This window comes from Neobacillus niacini (assembly GCF_031456445.1).
GTDB classification, from domain to species: Bacteria; Bacillota; Bacilli; order Bacillales; family Cytobacillaceae; genus Neobacillus; species Neobacillus niacini_I.
In genome coordinates this window covers 1-14,987 of the sequence record NZ_JAVDUQ010000030.1, presented here as the reverse complement: position 1 = coordinate 14,987, position 14,987 = coordinate 1, and the positions used below count along the sequence as shown (strand labels likewise).

Below are 14,987 nucleotides of genomic sequence, written 5' to 3'. Positions count from 1 at the left end.
TTTTTTCTATCTTGTTTCATCATTCCTGCCTTTTCTTCATACATTGTGGTAAGAGGAAAAGGGGGAATGGCTCATGAATGCGGAAGAGCGCAAAGCACTTGAATATGCTATTGGCGAGATTACAGAAATCGCAAGCGGCTTTGGCCTGGATTTTTATCCGATGCGTTACGAAATTTGTCCGGCGGAAATCATTTATACATTTGGTGCATATGGAATGCCAACCCGGTTTTCACATTGGAGCTTTGGCAAACAATTTCATAAGATGAAGCTTCACTATGACCTGGGATTAAGTAAAATATATGAGCTTGTTATCAATTCAAACCCATGTTATGCCTTCTTGTTGGACTCTAACGCACTGATTCAAAATAAATTGATTGTCGCTCACGTACTTGCCCATTGTGATTTCTTTAAGAATAATGTTCGTTTTCAAAATACGAAGCGGGACATGGTGGAAAGTATGGCCGCAACAGCAGAAAGAATTCGGAAATATGAAATACAATACGGGAAAAAAGAAGTAGAGACCTTTTTAGATGCTGTGCTGGCTATTGATGAACATATTGATCCATCCTTGATGAGACCAAAATTGGCCTGGTCGATGGATGATTTAGGAGAGGAAGAGAGCGGGGACTACCGCAGCTCTTCTCCATATGACGATCTATGGTCTTTGGATGATAAAGATAAAAAGATAGAAAAAAAACCGACAAAAAGGAAATTTCCGCCAAAGCCTGAAAAGGATTTATTGTTATTTATTGAAACGTACAGCAGGGAGCTTGAGGACTGGCAGCGGGATGTTTTAACGATGATGCGCGAAGAAATGCTGTATTTCTGGCCGCAGCTTGAAACAAAAATCATGAACGAAGGCTGGGCATCCTATTGGCATCAGCGGATCTTAAGAGAGCTGGACTTAACGAGTGATGAAGCGATTGAATTTGCCAAATTAAATGCTGGAGTCGTTCAGCCATCTAAAACAGGCATTAATCCCTACTATCTTGGCATCAAGATTTTTGAGGATATTGAGGAACGTTATAATAATCCAACAGAAGAAATGAAACGCAGGGGAGTTCAGCCAGGCTCCGGAAGGGAAAAAATGTTCGAGGTCCGTGAGGTAGAATCTGATATATCCTTCCTGCGCAATTACTTAAATAAAGACCTTGTGATGCGTGAGGATATGTATCTTTTCCAAAAACAAGGGAGGGACTATAAAGTTGTTGACAAACAGTGGGAGCATATTCGCGACCAGCTTGTAAACATGCGTGTCAATGGGGGATTTCCGTACATTACCGTAAATGATGGAGATTATTTGAAAAACGGGGAACTTTATTTGAAGCATTGGTATGAAGGGGTAGAACTGGACGTAAAATACCTTGAAAAAGTATTGCCTTACATCCAACAGCTTTGGGGAAGACCCGTACACATGGAAACGAATGTCGAAGAGAGAAAAATGTTATTCACCTATGATGGTAAGGGAGTACACAGGAAATATATATAGTGGAGTAAACAAAAACCAAGGTACCCGTTCAAAAGGTACCTTGGTTTTTCACGTTCTGTGGATTCTTATTATTAGTACGGTGTATAATCCACGTTTGGTGTGTATTGATTGCTGGCATTCCAGAGCAAGAATTCATGAATTCCCTGGGAGTGCAGCCCGCGAATTTGGTCTTCAATTTCTTTCTTGCCATACACCATGTAATTTCCTTTTCCCAGCCATGCAGCGGTGAAATCCTGAAGCCACGGCCTAGAAACAGGCGGATTACTTAACTTTTGTAACCGGTCCTTTTCTACCTTTGCATATTCTTTAACAAGCTCATAGGGCTGTAAATCAGGTTTCTTAATTCCAAAAATCCCTGTCCAATGACTTGGATAGATCATTGCAGAAATAACATCAACATTTTCAGCAATTTTAGAAAAATTTTGGCCAATACCAGGTGCTTCTGGAATGACAGTGGCGTTGCCAAAAACATCTACAGATACTTTAACATGGTAAGGTCTTAACTTTTCTGAAGCATATTTAACAAAACTTGAAACCGCCGCAATTCGATTTCGTCCATCCTTGGAAGGAAAGGTACCTTTTTCATAGCTTAGCTGTTTTTCAAAGGTTTCAAACTTCTCCGGAAAACGGACATAGTCAAATTGAATTTCTCGAAAACCCATATTGGCGGCGATGATAGCTATCCCAATATTATAGTCCCAAACCTCTTTCAAAAATGGATTGGTGAAGGAATCCCCCCGCGAGTTTTTCCAAATCCCATTGGCTGCTCTATAGGTGAGCTTTGGATTCTTGTTTGCTAATATACAGTCTTTAAAGACAACAATCCTCGCAATGGGAAAAATTCCGTTCGCTTTTAATGAGTCCATTAATCCTTTCGGGTTTTGAATATAAGGTCGGCTGACAGTAAAATAGGGTGAATCCTTCGGGGGAAGAAAGGTCATATTGCCGTAATCATCTTTAATATCAATAACCATTGCATTTAATTCTGATTGGTTGACAAATGAAAGCAATTTTTGAAACCGAGGACCTCCAGTATTTTCTGCTTTTACATAAATCCCACGAATCGGCTGCCCTGATTCTAATAGATTGGCTGCAGTTTGATTTGCAAAAATATGGTTTGGAACGGGATAAAGTGAAAAGACAAATAGAACGATCATAGAAACCAAAATTCTTTGCATCGGATCACTCCTCATCAATCATCTTGCTTTTATCGTTCTCTCTTGCAGCCATATTCATTCCATAGGAAATCATAAAAATCCCCACAAGCAATTTACCTTGTGGGGATTACGATAATCCAATTGTTCGATTAAATAGAAGCTAATTCTTTATCTAATGCATTTTCAACTGTTACATAGTCATAGCCTAAATCTTTTGCAACTGCTTCGTACGTAATTTCACCGTTTGCAACGTTTACTCCAAGCTTTAAGGCATGGTTGTCAGAGATTGCTTTGAATACACCTTTGTTAGCAATTTGAAGGGCATAAGGAACTGTAACATTCGTTAAAGCAATGGTTGAAGTTCTAGGAACCGCACCTGGCATGTTTGCTACTGAATAGTGAACTACGCCATGTTTAACAAAGGTAGGGTTGTCATGTGTTGTTACATGGTCGCTTGTTTCAACAATACCACCTTGGTCAATCGCAACATCAACGATGACAGAACCAGGCCTCATGGCTTTTACCATTTCTTCAGTAACAAGCTTAGGAGCCTTCGCACCTGGGATTAATACTGCACCGATTAAAAGGTCAGCCTCAGCAACGGCCTCAGCAATATTAAATGGATTGGACATTAATGTTTTCACTTGGTTTCCAAAGATATCATCCAATTGACGTAAGCGATCTGCACTTAAATCGATAATGGTTACATCTGCACCTAAACCGACTGCCATTTTAGCTGCGTTAATACCCACAGCTCCGCCGCCAATGATGGTTACTTTACCACGGTTAACCCCTGGTACACCTGCTAGAAGGATTCCTTGTCCGCCGTAGAATTTTTGCAGGAATTGAGCTCCAATTTGTGCCGCCATGCGTCCTGCAACTTCACTCATTGGTGTAAGAAGTGGAAGTGTTCTATTAACGGATACTGTTTCATAGGCGATTGCGATTACGCCGCTATCTTTAAGCGCTTTTGCCAATGGTGGCTCAGCAGCTAAGTGTAAATAAGTGAAAAGAATTAAACCTTGACGGAAGTATTTATATTCACTTGAAAGAGGCTCTTTAACTTTCATGATCATTTCAGCTTTTTCCCAAACTTGGTCAGCGCTATCAATAATTTGAGCGCCTGCTTTTGCATAATCTTCATTGGAGAAACCGCTTCCAATCCCAGCGTCTTTTTCAACGAATACTGTATGACCTGCATTTAAAAATGAAACAACTCCAGCTGGTGTAAGTGCTACTCGGTTTTCATTGTTTTTAATTTCCTTAGGTACTCCAATAAACATTCTATAAATCCCCCTTAAGAACTTAGGTTATTGTTGCTCAGGTTTTAGTATAGAATGTTTGCCGAAGATTTTCTTTGTGAATAAAGGAGAAAAATTTTTCTCCTTTTTGGTGATTTTCACAAATGATGATATTTTTCTAATTTCAAATCCAGGAATAGTAGCATTTTCTGATTAGGGTCCTTAAAGTTAATTTCACCAATTTCAGTAATCCGCTTCAATCGATAATTTAAAGTATTAGCGTGAACATTCAATTCCTTTGCAGCTTCCGGAATATTCGTGTCTTGATTTAGAAAAACCTCCAGAGTTTCTACAAGATTGCTGTTGTGCTTTTGGTCATATTCATGAAGTAATTTTAACGAACGGTTTTCATATTCCTCATTTTTTCTTCTCTCTAGGAGCAAATCGAAAAATTGGTAAATCCCCAATTTTTGATAATGGAAAATATTTTTTGTCTCAAGTGGAAATTTTTCTTTAATCGATAAAACTTTTATTGTTTCCTGATAGGCTTTCCCAATCTTTCCATAATCCTCAGAAATACTGCTGAAAACTGGAGTAATATTCTTGACGTTGTAACGTTCATTCATTTTCGACACAAATGATTGAGCAAAATGGTCTATTTCCGCCAGTGGCCGATCACTTTTTGGGGCGGATACAAGTAGTATGAGCTGGTTACAATCAATGGTATAAAGCATAATGGTTAAGTGCTGGCTTGTTTTTAACAGATAGGAAATCGATTGCTCCTCTTTTCGCGTAATGTTGTGCTGAAATTGAAAAACAAGAACAGCATAGGAAGGGGAGGGAGTAATTTTTAATGTTTGGAAATTCTGAATAATTTCTTCTGTAACCGTTAAATGACCCGTTAATAACCTCCAAAAGAATTCTTGAAAATGCTCGCCTTTTTTATTTTTTCTCGTCTGCAATTGAAGTAATTTATTTTTTACCGCATCGGCGGCTTTTTTGAGCAGACCAAAATCTTTGTCGGTCAGTGTTTTATCAATTTCAATCGCCCAAATAAAGCCCAATACTTCTTCTTGTTTCCAGATCGATATCGCTACTCTATCACTAAGACCAATATCGTCCATGCTTTTTACACGAATGGGCTGGTCTGTTTTTAACAGAGCGGGGATGGTTCCTTCCTTCCATAATTGATTAATTACCTTTTCCGGAACTCTTCTGCCGATTATAGTAGAAATTCTCGCAGGGTCCGTTCTTTCGTCATGGGTGCTGTAGGCTAGAAGACGGTGGTTGGCATCTTCGATGGTAACTGGGCATTGAAGTACCTGACTGATTAGATCGGCAAACTCATCTAAACTATCAAAGTCAGCCCTAAAAGGATCATTAAGTAAAGAATTCAAGAGTCTTCCCCCCATTAATAGAAAACAATTCAATCAAAATTTGGTGTATTTTGTTTAAATATACAAAATGACAGCGAAAAATTCTAGTTTTTGCACAAAAGAAATAAATAGTAGCAATGTTAAAATAATTATAGGTATTTGCAAAAATAAAAAATATTTGTATAATTGTAAATTGTAAGCGGTAACACCAATAGAATAGGGGTGATTTCATTTTTAGTAGGACGATTGTATCTTTCGGTGTATAGAAATTATATAATATTTTTACTATATCAATAAAGTATACCTCTGTGAAAAGTATTGAAATCAATCATTAATATTAGTCGCTTTTGGAAATTATAAGAAAAGCGCAAGCGCCTTGGTCAGCCGCGAAGCAACCTAGGAAAAAAGCAGTTCATTTTTTCCCTCGAGGGGCTAGGCGCTGGAGCTAGACAATTCTCGAAGTCGAAAATTTTATAATTTCTTATCTTAATTAAAAAGAGGAGATGAACTTATGAGTAAAAAACCTCAAGAAAAAGACCTTCATCGTGGTTTGGAAGAAAGACATATTAATTTAATGTCGCTAGGCGCTGCAATCGGGGTTGGATTATTCCTGGGTTCTGCAACAGCTATAAAAATGGCTGGGCCAGGAATTATTCTTGGATATGGTTTTAGTGGATTAATCATGTTTTTTATCATGCGTGCTCTAGGGGAAATGGCTATTCAAAAACCTGTAGCAGGGTCATTTAGTAAATATGCACGAGATTACTTGGGACCGCTCGCAGGATACATTACCGGCTGGAATTATTGGTTCTTATGGGTTGTAACCTGTATGGCAGAAATTACCGCTGTCGGAGTTTATATGAAATATTGGTTTCCGGGGACTCCGGGTTGGATATGGGCATTGGCAGCGCTAGTCATCATGGCAACTGTTAATTTCCTTGCCGTAAAAGCATATGGTGAACTGGAATTTTGGTTTGCACTTATTAAAATTGTCACTATTTGCTTAATGATTGTTGTTGGCTTAGGAATGATTTTCTTTGGATTAGGTAATGGTGGAGTTGCCACAGGAATACACAATTTATGGAATCATGGCGGATTTTTCCCACATGGTATAAAAGGAATCTTAATGTCATTGCAAATGGTCATGTTTGCTTACCTGGGAATTGAAATGATTGGGGTTACAGCAGGAGAGGTTAAGAACCCGGAAAAGACGATTGCAAAGGCGATTGATTCTGTTTTCTGGCGTATTCTAATTTTCTATGTTGGTGCGCTCTTTGTTATTATGTCCATTTATCCTTGGCAAGAAATTGGAACGAAGGGAAGCCCATTCGTATTAACTTTCGAACAAATCGGAATTAAAGGTGCAGCAGGAATTATTAACTTTGTTGTCCTTACTGCAGCTCTTTCTTCTTGTAATAGTGGAATCTTTAGTACAGCAAGAATGTTGTTTGACCTTGCGAAGCATGGTGAGGCTCCAGAGAAGTTTGGAAAAGTTACGAAAACAGGTGTCCCTGGTTTTGCTATTATTGCATCAGCTGTTGTTTTATTATTAGGGGTATTCTTAAACTATGTTGTACCGGCACAGGTATTTACATGGGTAACAAGTATTGCAACCTTCTCTGCTATTTGGACATGGGCAGTTATTCTGTTATCCCAGCTTCGTCATCGCAAACATATGAAACCTGAGGAACAGAAGCAGTTGAAATATAAGCTGCCGTTATACCCGCTATCGTCTTATGTTTCACTCGCTTTTCTAGTGTTTGTGGTTGGAATTATGGCGGTCAATCCAGATCAAAGGATTGCGGTAATCGTGGGACCTATCTTTATTGGAATTCTGATTGCCACCTACTATTTAAAAGGATTTCATAAAAGAACTGATGCTCAAAAGAAGAGTAACAATCAAGCTAGCTAGATGAAAAATGGATCCAGAAATGGATCCTATTTTTATTTAAATTAGACTGATTTATTTATTTTTAATGATTTATCCGTTCCTGAAAGGCTCCAAGCGGTAGACCAGCTCCGCGCTGAATTTGGTAAAAAGTTGATTGTTTTTCATAATCCAATTTATGGGGACTGGGAAGGGGCAATTTACAATTATGATTACAGTAAATCAGATGTTGAGAAAACCAAGTTAAGACATGCTGGGCTTGTTCCATATCAACCATAGAAAGTTTGCAGCCACCTACTATTTGGCTGCATTTTTTTGTGATTCCAGTTTTTTTCGTTGGACGATATTTATGAATGATAGTATAGTAGTTTGCATGAGTTCACACAGGTAGAAAGCTCAATGAGTTTTTATTTATTAATTGTTTTTTAATCTAATTCTAAATGTTATTTGCTATGCTAGTGATTGTTTTTTACTATCCTATTTCTGCTAGCTGTTTTTCGCCAGAGGAGGAATTCCATGGATCGATTATTGCAATTAAATACGATTTTTATCAGTATAGTAATTGAAGCAATCCCTTTTATTATCATTGGAGCTTTAGTTTCTGCATTGATTGAAGTTTTCGTTTCCGAAAATACGATTATTCGAATCATGCCTAAAAATAGATTTTTATCTGTTATTACTGCAAGTTTAATTGGAGCATTATTTCCTGGTTGTGAATGCGGAATTGTTCCAATTACTGCCCGCTTAATAAAAAAAGGTTTGGCGCCGTATTCCGCTATTTCATTCATGCTTTCCGCCCCGATCATTAATCCAATCGTTCTCTTTGCAACATTTATTGCATTCGGTGACAGCTGGACGATGGTCTGGTACAGGGCAGGTTTGGCAATTGGCGTTTCTATTTTAGTCGGTATTATTCTATCTTTTTTCTATAAGGAAACCCCTTTAAAATTGAATTATATCGAACATATACATGACCATTCACATCAAAATACGAAACAAAAACTGATTAGTGTCATCACCCATACAATTGATGAATTTTTAAGTGTTGGAAAATTTCTAGTCATGGGTGCTTTAATTGCCTCAGCAATGCAAGTATTTATTCCAACAAAGATTCTTGTTACTTTGGGAAATACGAAAATTACCGCTTCATTGATTATGATGGCTTTAGCGTTTATATTATCGATTTGTTCAGAAGCGGATGCATTTGTAGCGTCCTCTTTTCGAAATAGTTTTGCTCAAAGTTCAATTGTCGCCTTTTTAGTATTTGGGGCCATGGTGGATATTAAGAATCTGCTCATGATGTTTGGTTCCTTCAAACCGAAATTTGTTATGCTTCTCATTTCTTTAATTTCGGGATTGGTATTCGTCGGGTCACTTCTTTTGTAAAGGATGTGGGATAAATGTATCGAATTGTGATTTTACTGCTTTTCACTAACTTATTTTTTATGTTGCACTCAACGGGAAACATCTCAAAATATATAAACCAAAAATATTCATTCCTTTCATATAGTATGATCTACGTTTTATTTTTCTTGACCATTGCGGAAGGAATTCGTTGGTATATTGCAAGTAAGAAGAATGAGACGGAACATCAACATAATTGTGATTGTCATCATGAACATGACCATCATCACCATCATGAACATGGAGAGGGCACGGAGAAAAAGTTCAATAAGAAAAAATTTAAAAAAATCTTGGGCTACACTTTTGTATTAATACCTGCTATCTCAGGTGTTGTTTTGCCCGTTGCTACTCTTGACTCTCAATTAGTGGATGCAAAGGGATTTTCATTTCCTGCATTAGAGGACGGAAACGACAAGTACGGGACTCATCAAGTTCTAAATCCTGATATGAGTAAATTCATGAATCAAGGCGACTTTCAAGATTTAGTTCACAAGGAGTCTAAATCCTATGTTGGAAAAAATAATATTACTTTAACAGATAAAGACTTTTTAGTAGGATTGGAAGTTATTTATAATTTTCCAGGGACTTTTGCAGGAAAAACGATTACATTGAAAGGATTTTCGTACAATGGTCCTGGATTACAATCCAATCAACTTTTCTTACTTCGATTTGGGATCATTCACTGTGTAGCAGACTCCGGGGCTTTCGGAATGATGATTCAATTCCCTAAAAACATACACATTCCAAATGACCAATGGTACCAGGTAACAGGAACCATGGATACGTTTTTTTATCAACCAATGAAAATGAAAATTCCTGTTTTAAAAGTAACTAGCTACAAAACCATTCCGAAACCAAATGATCCTTATGTTTATCGAAACAGCTTGAATTAGGGATAGGTTCAATTTGAAGTGAGATAAATCGTTTTGTTTCATACCAAATTAGTGGTAAGCTTTTAGGAAGTTAGGAAAAATGTTTTTAAAAGGGAGATTATCATGAAAAAAATAATGATTGGATTAGCGGTATTGTTAGGGCTTCTCGCTGGTTGTTCGAATCAAAGCGGGTCCAATGCGACTAACAGTAGTGATATGCCGCAAGAGGTAAAGGTAGCCATTAAGTTAGTTCCGGAAAATATACAAGTAAATGAAAAAGCAAAAATAGAAGCCATTGTCACACAAGGAAAAGAAAAGGTATCAGATGCGGATGAAGTGAAATTTGAATTTTGGAAGTCCGGTCAGGACAAGCACGACATGCTTAAGGCCAAAAATGAAGGGAAAGGGGTCTACTCTATTACGAAAACCTTCAAGGAAAATGGCCAATATTTTGTTACCGCTCATGTTACGGCAAGAGATATGCATACCATGCCAAATCAAAAATTTACAGTTGAAAAATAACGTGTAAAAGAAGGCTGCCTAATAAAACAACGGCAGCCTTTTTCTATCTTTATATAGGAAATAAAATTAGTTCAATATTACTTTTTTAAATTTTTTAAAATATTGATGGCAAATAGGATAATCCCTAAAACCATTAACGTGCCCCCTGTTGCAACTGCAGGACTGGCTGCCGCTGTCCCCGAAACCAAAAAGGCTAGGCCGATCATCATAATCGGCAGACTGATATTATGAAGCCAAAAGTGGACCTTTGCCAATGTCGTTTCTCCTGCGGCAGGAAAAGCTACATAAATAAGACCTGCTAATGCCATTGACATCCAGCCTAGTAAATTAATGTGGACGTGAACAGATGAGAAGGTGAACTTTTCCGTCATGGACATGTACATACCAATTAAGACCCCAATAACAAAATACACGACAGAGATTTTGATAAACTTAATCCCCATTCTTCATCCTCCTTTTTCACTTAAAATTTATGACTACAGTAGTAAATATGACTTGGAAATTTGAAAAAGAACTGACTTTTGTCATGGACAAAGTTGATTTTTTTATAAGCAGTTTATAGGAGCAAATAAAAAGCCGCCTTTTTTAATAAAGGCAGCTTTTTAAACTAAAATAATAATCTTAGGGCGACTAAAACCAGACCAATTAAAAATCCGCAAACCGCTCCATTTACGCGAATCCATTGCAGATCTTTTCCCACATTCGTTTCAATCATGTGAATCAGTGTCTTATCATCTAATTTTTCAAGGTTTTCTTCGACCAGTTTTCCAATTTTTGAATGATTTTTTTCAACAAAGATGGAAATTTGTTTCTTTATCCAGTTCTCTGCCAGTTCAATTTTTTCATCATCTGATTTAAAATCATTTATCGAATTGTTTATAAAGGGCTGGAGATGTCCTTCAAAAAAGGCAGGGTCTTGAATAAAATCGATTGCTTTTTGTTTAAATTGTTGAAGAAAGGAAATAATCTTCTCTTCCGGTTCCCATCCCGTTACTAGTTTTTCCTTTACATTATTTAGTTCAGTAATCAAAGCTTCATCACTTTTCATATTTTGCAGTTTATCGTTTAAAGATATCAGAAGTGTGACTCGATTTTGATTATAAGGATCTCGAAAACTATTTATTCCTTTTTGAATAAGGTTTTGAATGATATTACCCAACTTTTCTTCATTAACCAGATTGCTGAAGGACTTTAAAGCAAATTGCATAAATCCGTCTGCTTTAAAATTTTCGATTGCCTGGGCAGCCATTCTTCCCAATCGGTCTTTGGTGGTATCTTTCCTGGCCCATTCATCCACTTCATTTAAAATATAATCAAGAGCTTTTTCATCATATTTTCGTTTCGTTATTTCATCGATAATGACGGGAAGATAGACTCTCATATCCAGACGGTTAATCAATAACTTAAGTTCCATTTCAACCAGAGGAGCTATTTTTTCGACATTCACTTTATCAATTAAATAATGAATCCCATTGATGATATTTTTACGAGCTGAATCTGTTTCCAGTTCTCTTTCGGCAATGCCTATTAGTTTTTCCATGAATGGGATGACTGCTACTTTTTTACGAATACTTTCCTTTGTTAGCCAGTCATTTTCAAGCATTGAGATAATCGCGGCGATAATTCTTTCCCTGTTTTTCGGCAGTATGGCTGTATGTGGAATTGGAATTCCTAATGGGTGCCGAAAAAGGGCAGTAACTGCAAACCAGTCGGCAAGACCACCCACCAATCCCGCTTCGAAACCGCCTTGGAGCAGGGTGCCCCAAATGGAGGATTGTAATGGAATGGTTGCAACAAAACCAACGGCCATTATGAGAAGTGAAATGGTTGCTAAACGCTGTGATTTTTTCTTGCGTGTGAACATTTTATAACTCCTTCAACTTTAACCTTAAATATTGTCTTCTATAGCTATTATCTCAATAAAGCTGTAAAATGCAATTTTTGAATCTTGAAAAAGGTCGAAAAAACTCCTCTTATCATTAAGAAGAGCTGTTTGTTTCTGGTTTTACATGAGTAATTAAGCCGTCCAGTTTCGTAATGTAAAATTGGATATCCGGAACAGCTTTAAGATAGTGGTGCTCGAGTAATTGATAATAATTGACCCGCCGCTCAGCGTCGAACTTTAGCATCGGATATTCTTTATGGTCCTTTACATATTGGTCCACAGCTTTTTGAACGATATCCATCACAGGAGGGATATGTTTTTCACTTTCTTCGAATAAATCATAGGTTTCCTTTGACATATAAAAATTTTTTGAGGGAATACCTCCCAATATTGGGGCAATGTGTTTATAATCGATACTATGGTCATCACGAACAAGTATGGTCCGGTAAACACCCTTCGGTAATTGATCGGAAAATTTTCTCACAGCATGGCGGATTTCCTCCATCGTTACTTCGATGGGTGAGGATTGTTCAGACTCATCCTCTCTTTGTTTTAAAGTTTGCGACATCCCTTTTTTGTTGCTGGATATATTGCGAATAAATCCTATAATGCCGATTACTATAAGGATTCCGACAATAATAAATAATAGTTTCATCTAATCACCCCTCTATAGTATAGTATAGATTAAAAATTGCTATAGCCTTCAAATGATTTTTTCAGTAAATTGGAAGTAAGAGAATTTTTTCAAGAAGGGCGGGTGATTCCATGAGAATTTTAGTTGTAGAAGATAACGAAAGTGTTTGCAGTATGATCGAGATGTTTTTTATGAAGGAAGGCTATCAAGGGGAGTTTGTACATAATGGATTGGAAGGGTACGACCGTTTTCGCGGAGGCGACTGGGATTTACTCATACTTGATTGGATGCTCCCGGGAATGGATGGAGTCAGTCTTTGCAAGAAAATTAGAGAGGTAAGCAATGTGCCGATCATCCTTTTAACGGCAAAGGATACGGAGTCGGATCAAGTATTGGGATTAGAAATGGGTGCAGATGATTATGTTACCAAACCTTTTAGTCCGCTTACGTTAATGGCAAGAATAAAGGCTGTCTCCAGAAGGTTTAAACAGGATGTCAACATCCCTGAGAGCCTGTATCTAGAAACAGAGCATTTCAGAATAAGTAAAGAAACAAGGGAAGCATTTTTAAACGGTCAAAGAATTACCAGTTTAACACCGAAAGAATTTGATTTATTATTTTTCTTTCTCCAAAATCCTCGTCAGGTTTTTTCACGCGAGCAATTATTGGATAAAGTTTGGGGCTATCAATATTATGGCGATGAACGCACGGTGGATGTACATGTAAAGCGATTAAGAAAGAAAATTGGTACGGATGAACAGCCTTTTATTCACACCATTTGGGGCGTTGGTTATAAATTTGATGAAAACACTCACTAGTGAATAATAAAAAGGTATCCGTGAAATTTCATGGATACCTTTTATATTTAGATATGAAAGAAAATTTCGACTTTGAGAATTGTCCAGCTCCAGCGCCTAGCCCCTCTAGGTCGCTTCGGCCCAGCCGATGAAGTCAAAGAACGACTTCACCGTCTGGGCCTCCAGCGCTTGTCGGGGCTGACCAAGGCGCTTGCGCTTTTCTTAAAGTAAGGTCAATTTACAGTCGAATTTTCCTGTTCTCTATAGGTCACCTGAAGCTCATCAAGACGGTCATCCACAGATAAAAGGGTTTGTGTATCCTCAAAAAACCATACGTCATTTCCCTCAACAAAAAAGGTAATCCCATTAATCTCTTTTGAATATCCCATATTTGCCGGCATTTCAGCTGAAAAGGCAAGGCTATATCCTTTATTTTTCTCACCGAAACCGGCATATTGAGGAAACATCCGAATATTGAATGGTTTATTCATCTCAAATTCCTTTGTAAACCAAGCGGTAGCTTTTTCATCAATTGTTATGAACATATTTATGCACCAACCTTTTCTTAGTGTAATAACCATTATAAATGAACCAAAATTTACTTGACCTCTAATGAAAGAATATTATTTCTTTTGATTATTGCCTGTGATATTAGGCACGGAATTTGTTAAATGGAAGTATTTTTAAAAAAATGTTCAATTTTTCGCTTTAAAATGTTCAAATATGTGAAATAATGCAACAACTCTGTTTACCATAACTGCTTTAATTAAACTTAGCTATCAACTTTTTATTCGATGGAGGTTTTGAAAATGGATAAGGATTGGACGAAGGACCTTGAGCATGATGAATATGAGCAGGATATTGACTTGATCCTAAAAGATGCCCTGCAGGCAGTGGAGGATACAAAGGAGGGCTGTTTTGTTAATCTTGTTACATCAGAAACGTTTGGGAATCCCGTTGATTATTTGCAGCCTCTATTAGAAAAGGTGTACTCCAATAAAGTGAAAATAAAATTTATTGATCAATGTGGATGCGGGGGATATGTATTAAGAGTATGGAGAATTTAACCTTATTGATTGTTCCTGATTTTGTAACATATTAATTATAAAAACGATGATAAAATAGGATTACCTTAAAAAAAAGGAGTTTTTGACTATGGAGCAAAAGCTTGAGAAGTTAACGGAAAACATGAATGATATCAAAACATTAATCCATACATTTAATACAACGTTAGAAAATATTGAGCAGAGACTTTCGAGATTGGAAAAGGTTGACAGTATTGAACATAGGGTAGCGGTAAACCAAATCGACCTTTCAGATATAAAAGACTCGCTTCAGCGCATTGAAGAGTTACAAGGTACGGTATTAGAAAAAGTGGAGAAAAAACAAAATAACACGGAAGAAATTCATTATCTTAACCGTCGGCTGGATTCGCATCTTGTCAAAATTGCAAAAGCCGAGGAAGAAATTATCATGTTAAAGGATAAATAAAGATAAAGAAAACTCGCTGACTGGCAAGCCCCTAAGGGCGGTTCATGAGGCGTAGTTCGTCGAAAAGCACAGCTTTTCGACTGCGATGCTTATGCTCCGAAGCTTCCTATCGGCTAAAAAAACCGGGCGAAAAACATGATATTATCCCTCCTGTGTAGCCAGTATGAAAAAAAACCATACTGGCTAACACAGGAGGGATTTATTTTGGCTAAAAAAGGGCAAAAATTCATA

General features: G+C 37.3%; 15 protein-coding genes. 8 read left to right on the top strand and 7 right to left on the bottom strand.

The window, feature by feature from the left end:
- The first annotated feature begins 73 nt into the window (after positions 1-73).
- Complete coding sequence (locus tag J2Y67_RS20610) at positions 74-1,489, top strand: SpoVR family protein (RefSeq protein WP_310177088.1); 1,416 nt, start codon at positions 74-76, stop codon at positions 1,487-1,489.
- Positions 1,490-1,560: 71 nt separating this feature from the next.
- Here the strand turns inward: J2Y67_RS20610 and J2Y67_RS20605 are convergent, their stop codons facing one another.
- From J2Y67_RS20605 to J2Y67_RS20595, 3 genes are all read right to left on the bottom strand, one after another.
- Positions 1,561-2,667 carry a putative glycoside hydrolase gene (locus J2Y67_RS20605; protein WP_310177086.1) on the bottom strand — a complete coding sequence of 369 codons (1,107 nt, stop codon included), beginning with the start codon at positions 2,665-2,667 and terminating at the stop codon, positions 1,561-1,563.
- Positions 2,668-2,795: 128 nt separating this feature from the next.
- A complete protein-coding gene (gene ald / locus J2Y67_RS20600; RefSeq protein ID WP_310177084.1) occupies positions 2,796-3,929 on the bottom strand; it encodes an alanine dehydrogenase in 1,134 nt (377 codons plus the stop codon).
- A 116-nt stretch (positions 3,930-4,045) separates the two neighbouring features.
- The gene (locus J2Y67_RS20595; RefSeq protein WP_310177082.1) at positions 4,046-5,299 is read right to left on the bottom strand and encodes a PucR family transcriptional regulator; all 1,254 of its coding nucleotides are present in this window, start codon (positions 5,297-5,299) and stop codon (positions 4,046-4,048) included.
- Between the two features lie 475 nt (positions 5,300-5,774).
- Between J2Y67_RS20595 and J2Y67_RS20590 the strand changes: the two genes are divergently transcribed.
- The 4 genes from J2Y67_RS20590 to J2Y67_RS20575 all read left to right on the top strand — a co-directional run bounded on the left by J2Y67_RS20590 (position 5,775) and on the right by J2Y67_RS20575 (position 9,949).
- Entirely contained in the window at positions 5,775-7,175 is a 1,401-nt protein-coding gene (locus J2Y67_RS20590) for an amino acid permease (RefSeq protein WP_310177081.1), read from the top strand.
- Positions 7,176-7,667: 492 nt separating this feature from the next.
- Positions 7,668-8,537 carry a permease gene (locus J2Y67_RS20585; protein ID WP_310177080.1) on the top strand — a complete coding sequence of 290 codons (870 nt, stop codon included), beginning with the start codon at positions 7,668-7,670 and terminating at the stop codon, positions 8,535-8,537.
- A 14-nt stretch (positions 8,538-8,551) separates the two neighbouring features.
- Complete coding sequence (locus tag J2Y67_RS20580; RefSeq protein WP_310177079.1) at positions 8,552-9,448, top strand: TIGR03943 family putative permease subunit; 897 nt, start codon at positions 8,552-8,554, stop codon at positions 9,446-9,448.
- 102 nt (positions 9,449-9,550) lie between these two features.
- Entirely contained in the window at positions 9,551-9,949 is a 399-nt protein-coding gene (locus tag J2Y67_RS20575; RefSeq protein WP_310177077.1) for a FixH family protein, read from the top strand.
- A gap of 77 nt (positions 9,950-10,026) precedes the next feature.
- On the opposite strand, the gene J2Y67_RS20570 is transcribed toward J2Y67_RS20575, so the two are convergent.
- The 3 genes from J2Y67_RS20570 to J2Y67_RS20560 form a co-directional block, all read right to left on the bottom strand.
- Positions 10,027-10,392: a cytochrome-c oxidase gene (locus J2Y67_RS20570; protein WP_310177075.1), complete on the bottom strand. Its 366-nt coding sequence runs from the start codon at positions 10,390-10,392 to the stop codon at positions 10,027-10,029.
- A gap of 164 nt (positions 10,393-10,556) precedes the next feature.
- Complete coding sequence (locus J2Y67_RS20565; RefSeq protein WP_310177073.1) at positions 10,557-11,813, bottom strand: DUF445 domain-containing protein; 1,257 nt, start codon at positions 11,811-11,813, stop codon at positions 10,557-10,559.
- A 115-nt stretch (positions 11,814-11,928) separates the two neighbouring features.
- The gene (locus J2Y67_RS20560) at positions 11,929-12,489 is read right to left on the bottom strand and encodes a DUF3939 domain-containing protein (RefSeq protein ID WP_310177071.1); all 561 of its coding nucleotides are present in this window, start codon (positions 12,487-12,489) and stop codon (positions 11,929-11,931) included.
- Between the two features lie 110 nt (positions 12,490-12,599).
- On the opposite strand from J2Y67_RS20560, the gene J2Y67_RS20555 reads away from it, so the two are divergent.
- Complete coding sequence (locus J2Y67_RS20555; RefSeq protein ID WP_310177069.1) at positions 12,600-13,286, top strand: response regulator transcription factor; 687 nt, start codon at positions 12,600-12,602, stop codon at positions 13,284-13,286.
- A 212-nt stretch (positions 13,287-13,498) separates the two neighbouring features.
- On the opposite strand, the gene J2Y67_RS20550 is transcribed toward J2Y67_RS20555, so the two are convergent.
- Positions 13,499-13,810: a HesB/YadR/YfhF family protein gene (locus tag J2Y67_RS20550; RefSeq protein WP_310177066.1), complete on the bottom strand. Its 312-nt coding sequence runs from the start codon at positions 13,808-13,810 to the stop codon at positions 13,499-13,501.
- Between the two features lie 264 nt (positions 13,811-14,074).
- Here J2Y67_RS20550 and J2Y67_RS20545 point away from each other — a divergent pair, with 264 nt between their 5' ends.
- Both J2Y67_RS20545 and J2Y67_RS20540 read left to right on the top strand, forming a co-directional pair.
- Complete coding sequence (locus J2Y67_RS20545; RefSeq protein ID WP_310177064.1) at positions 14,075-14,332, top strand: CGCGG family putative rSAM-modified RiPP protein; 258 nt, start codon at positions 14,075-14,077, stop codon at positions 14,330-14,332.
- A gap of 88 nt (positions 14,333-14,420) precedes the next feature.
- A complete protein-coding gene (locus J2Y67_RS20540) occupies positions 14,421-14,756 on the top strand; it encodes a hypothetical protein (protein ID WP_310177062.1) in 336 nt (111 codons plus the stop codon).
- The last annotated feature ends 231 nt before the right edge of the window (positions 14,757-14,987 follow it).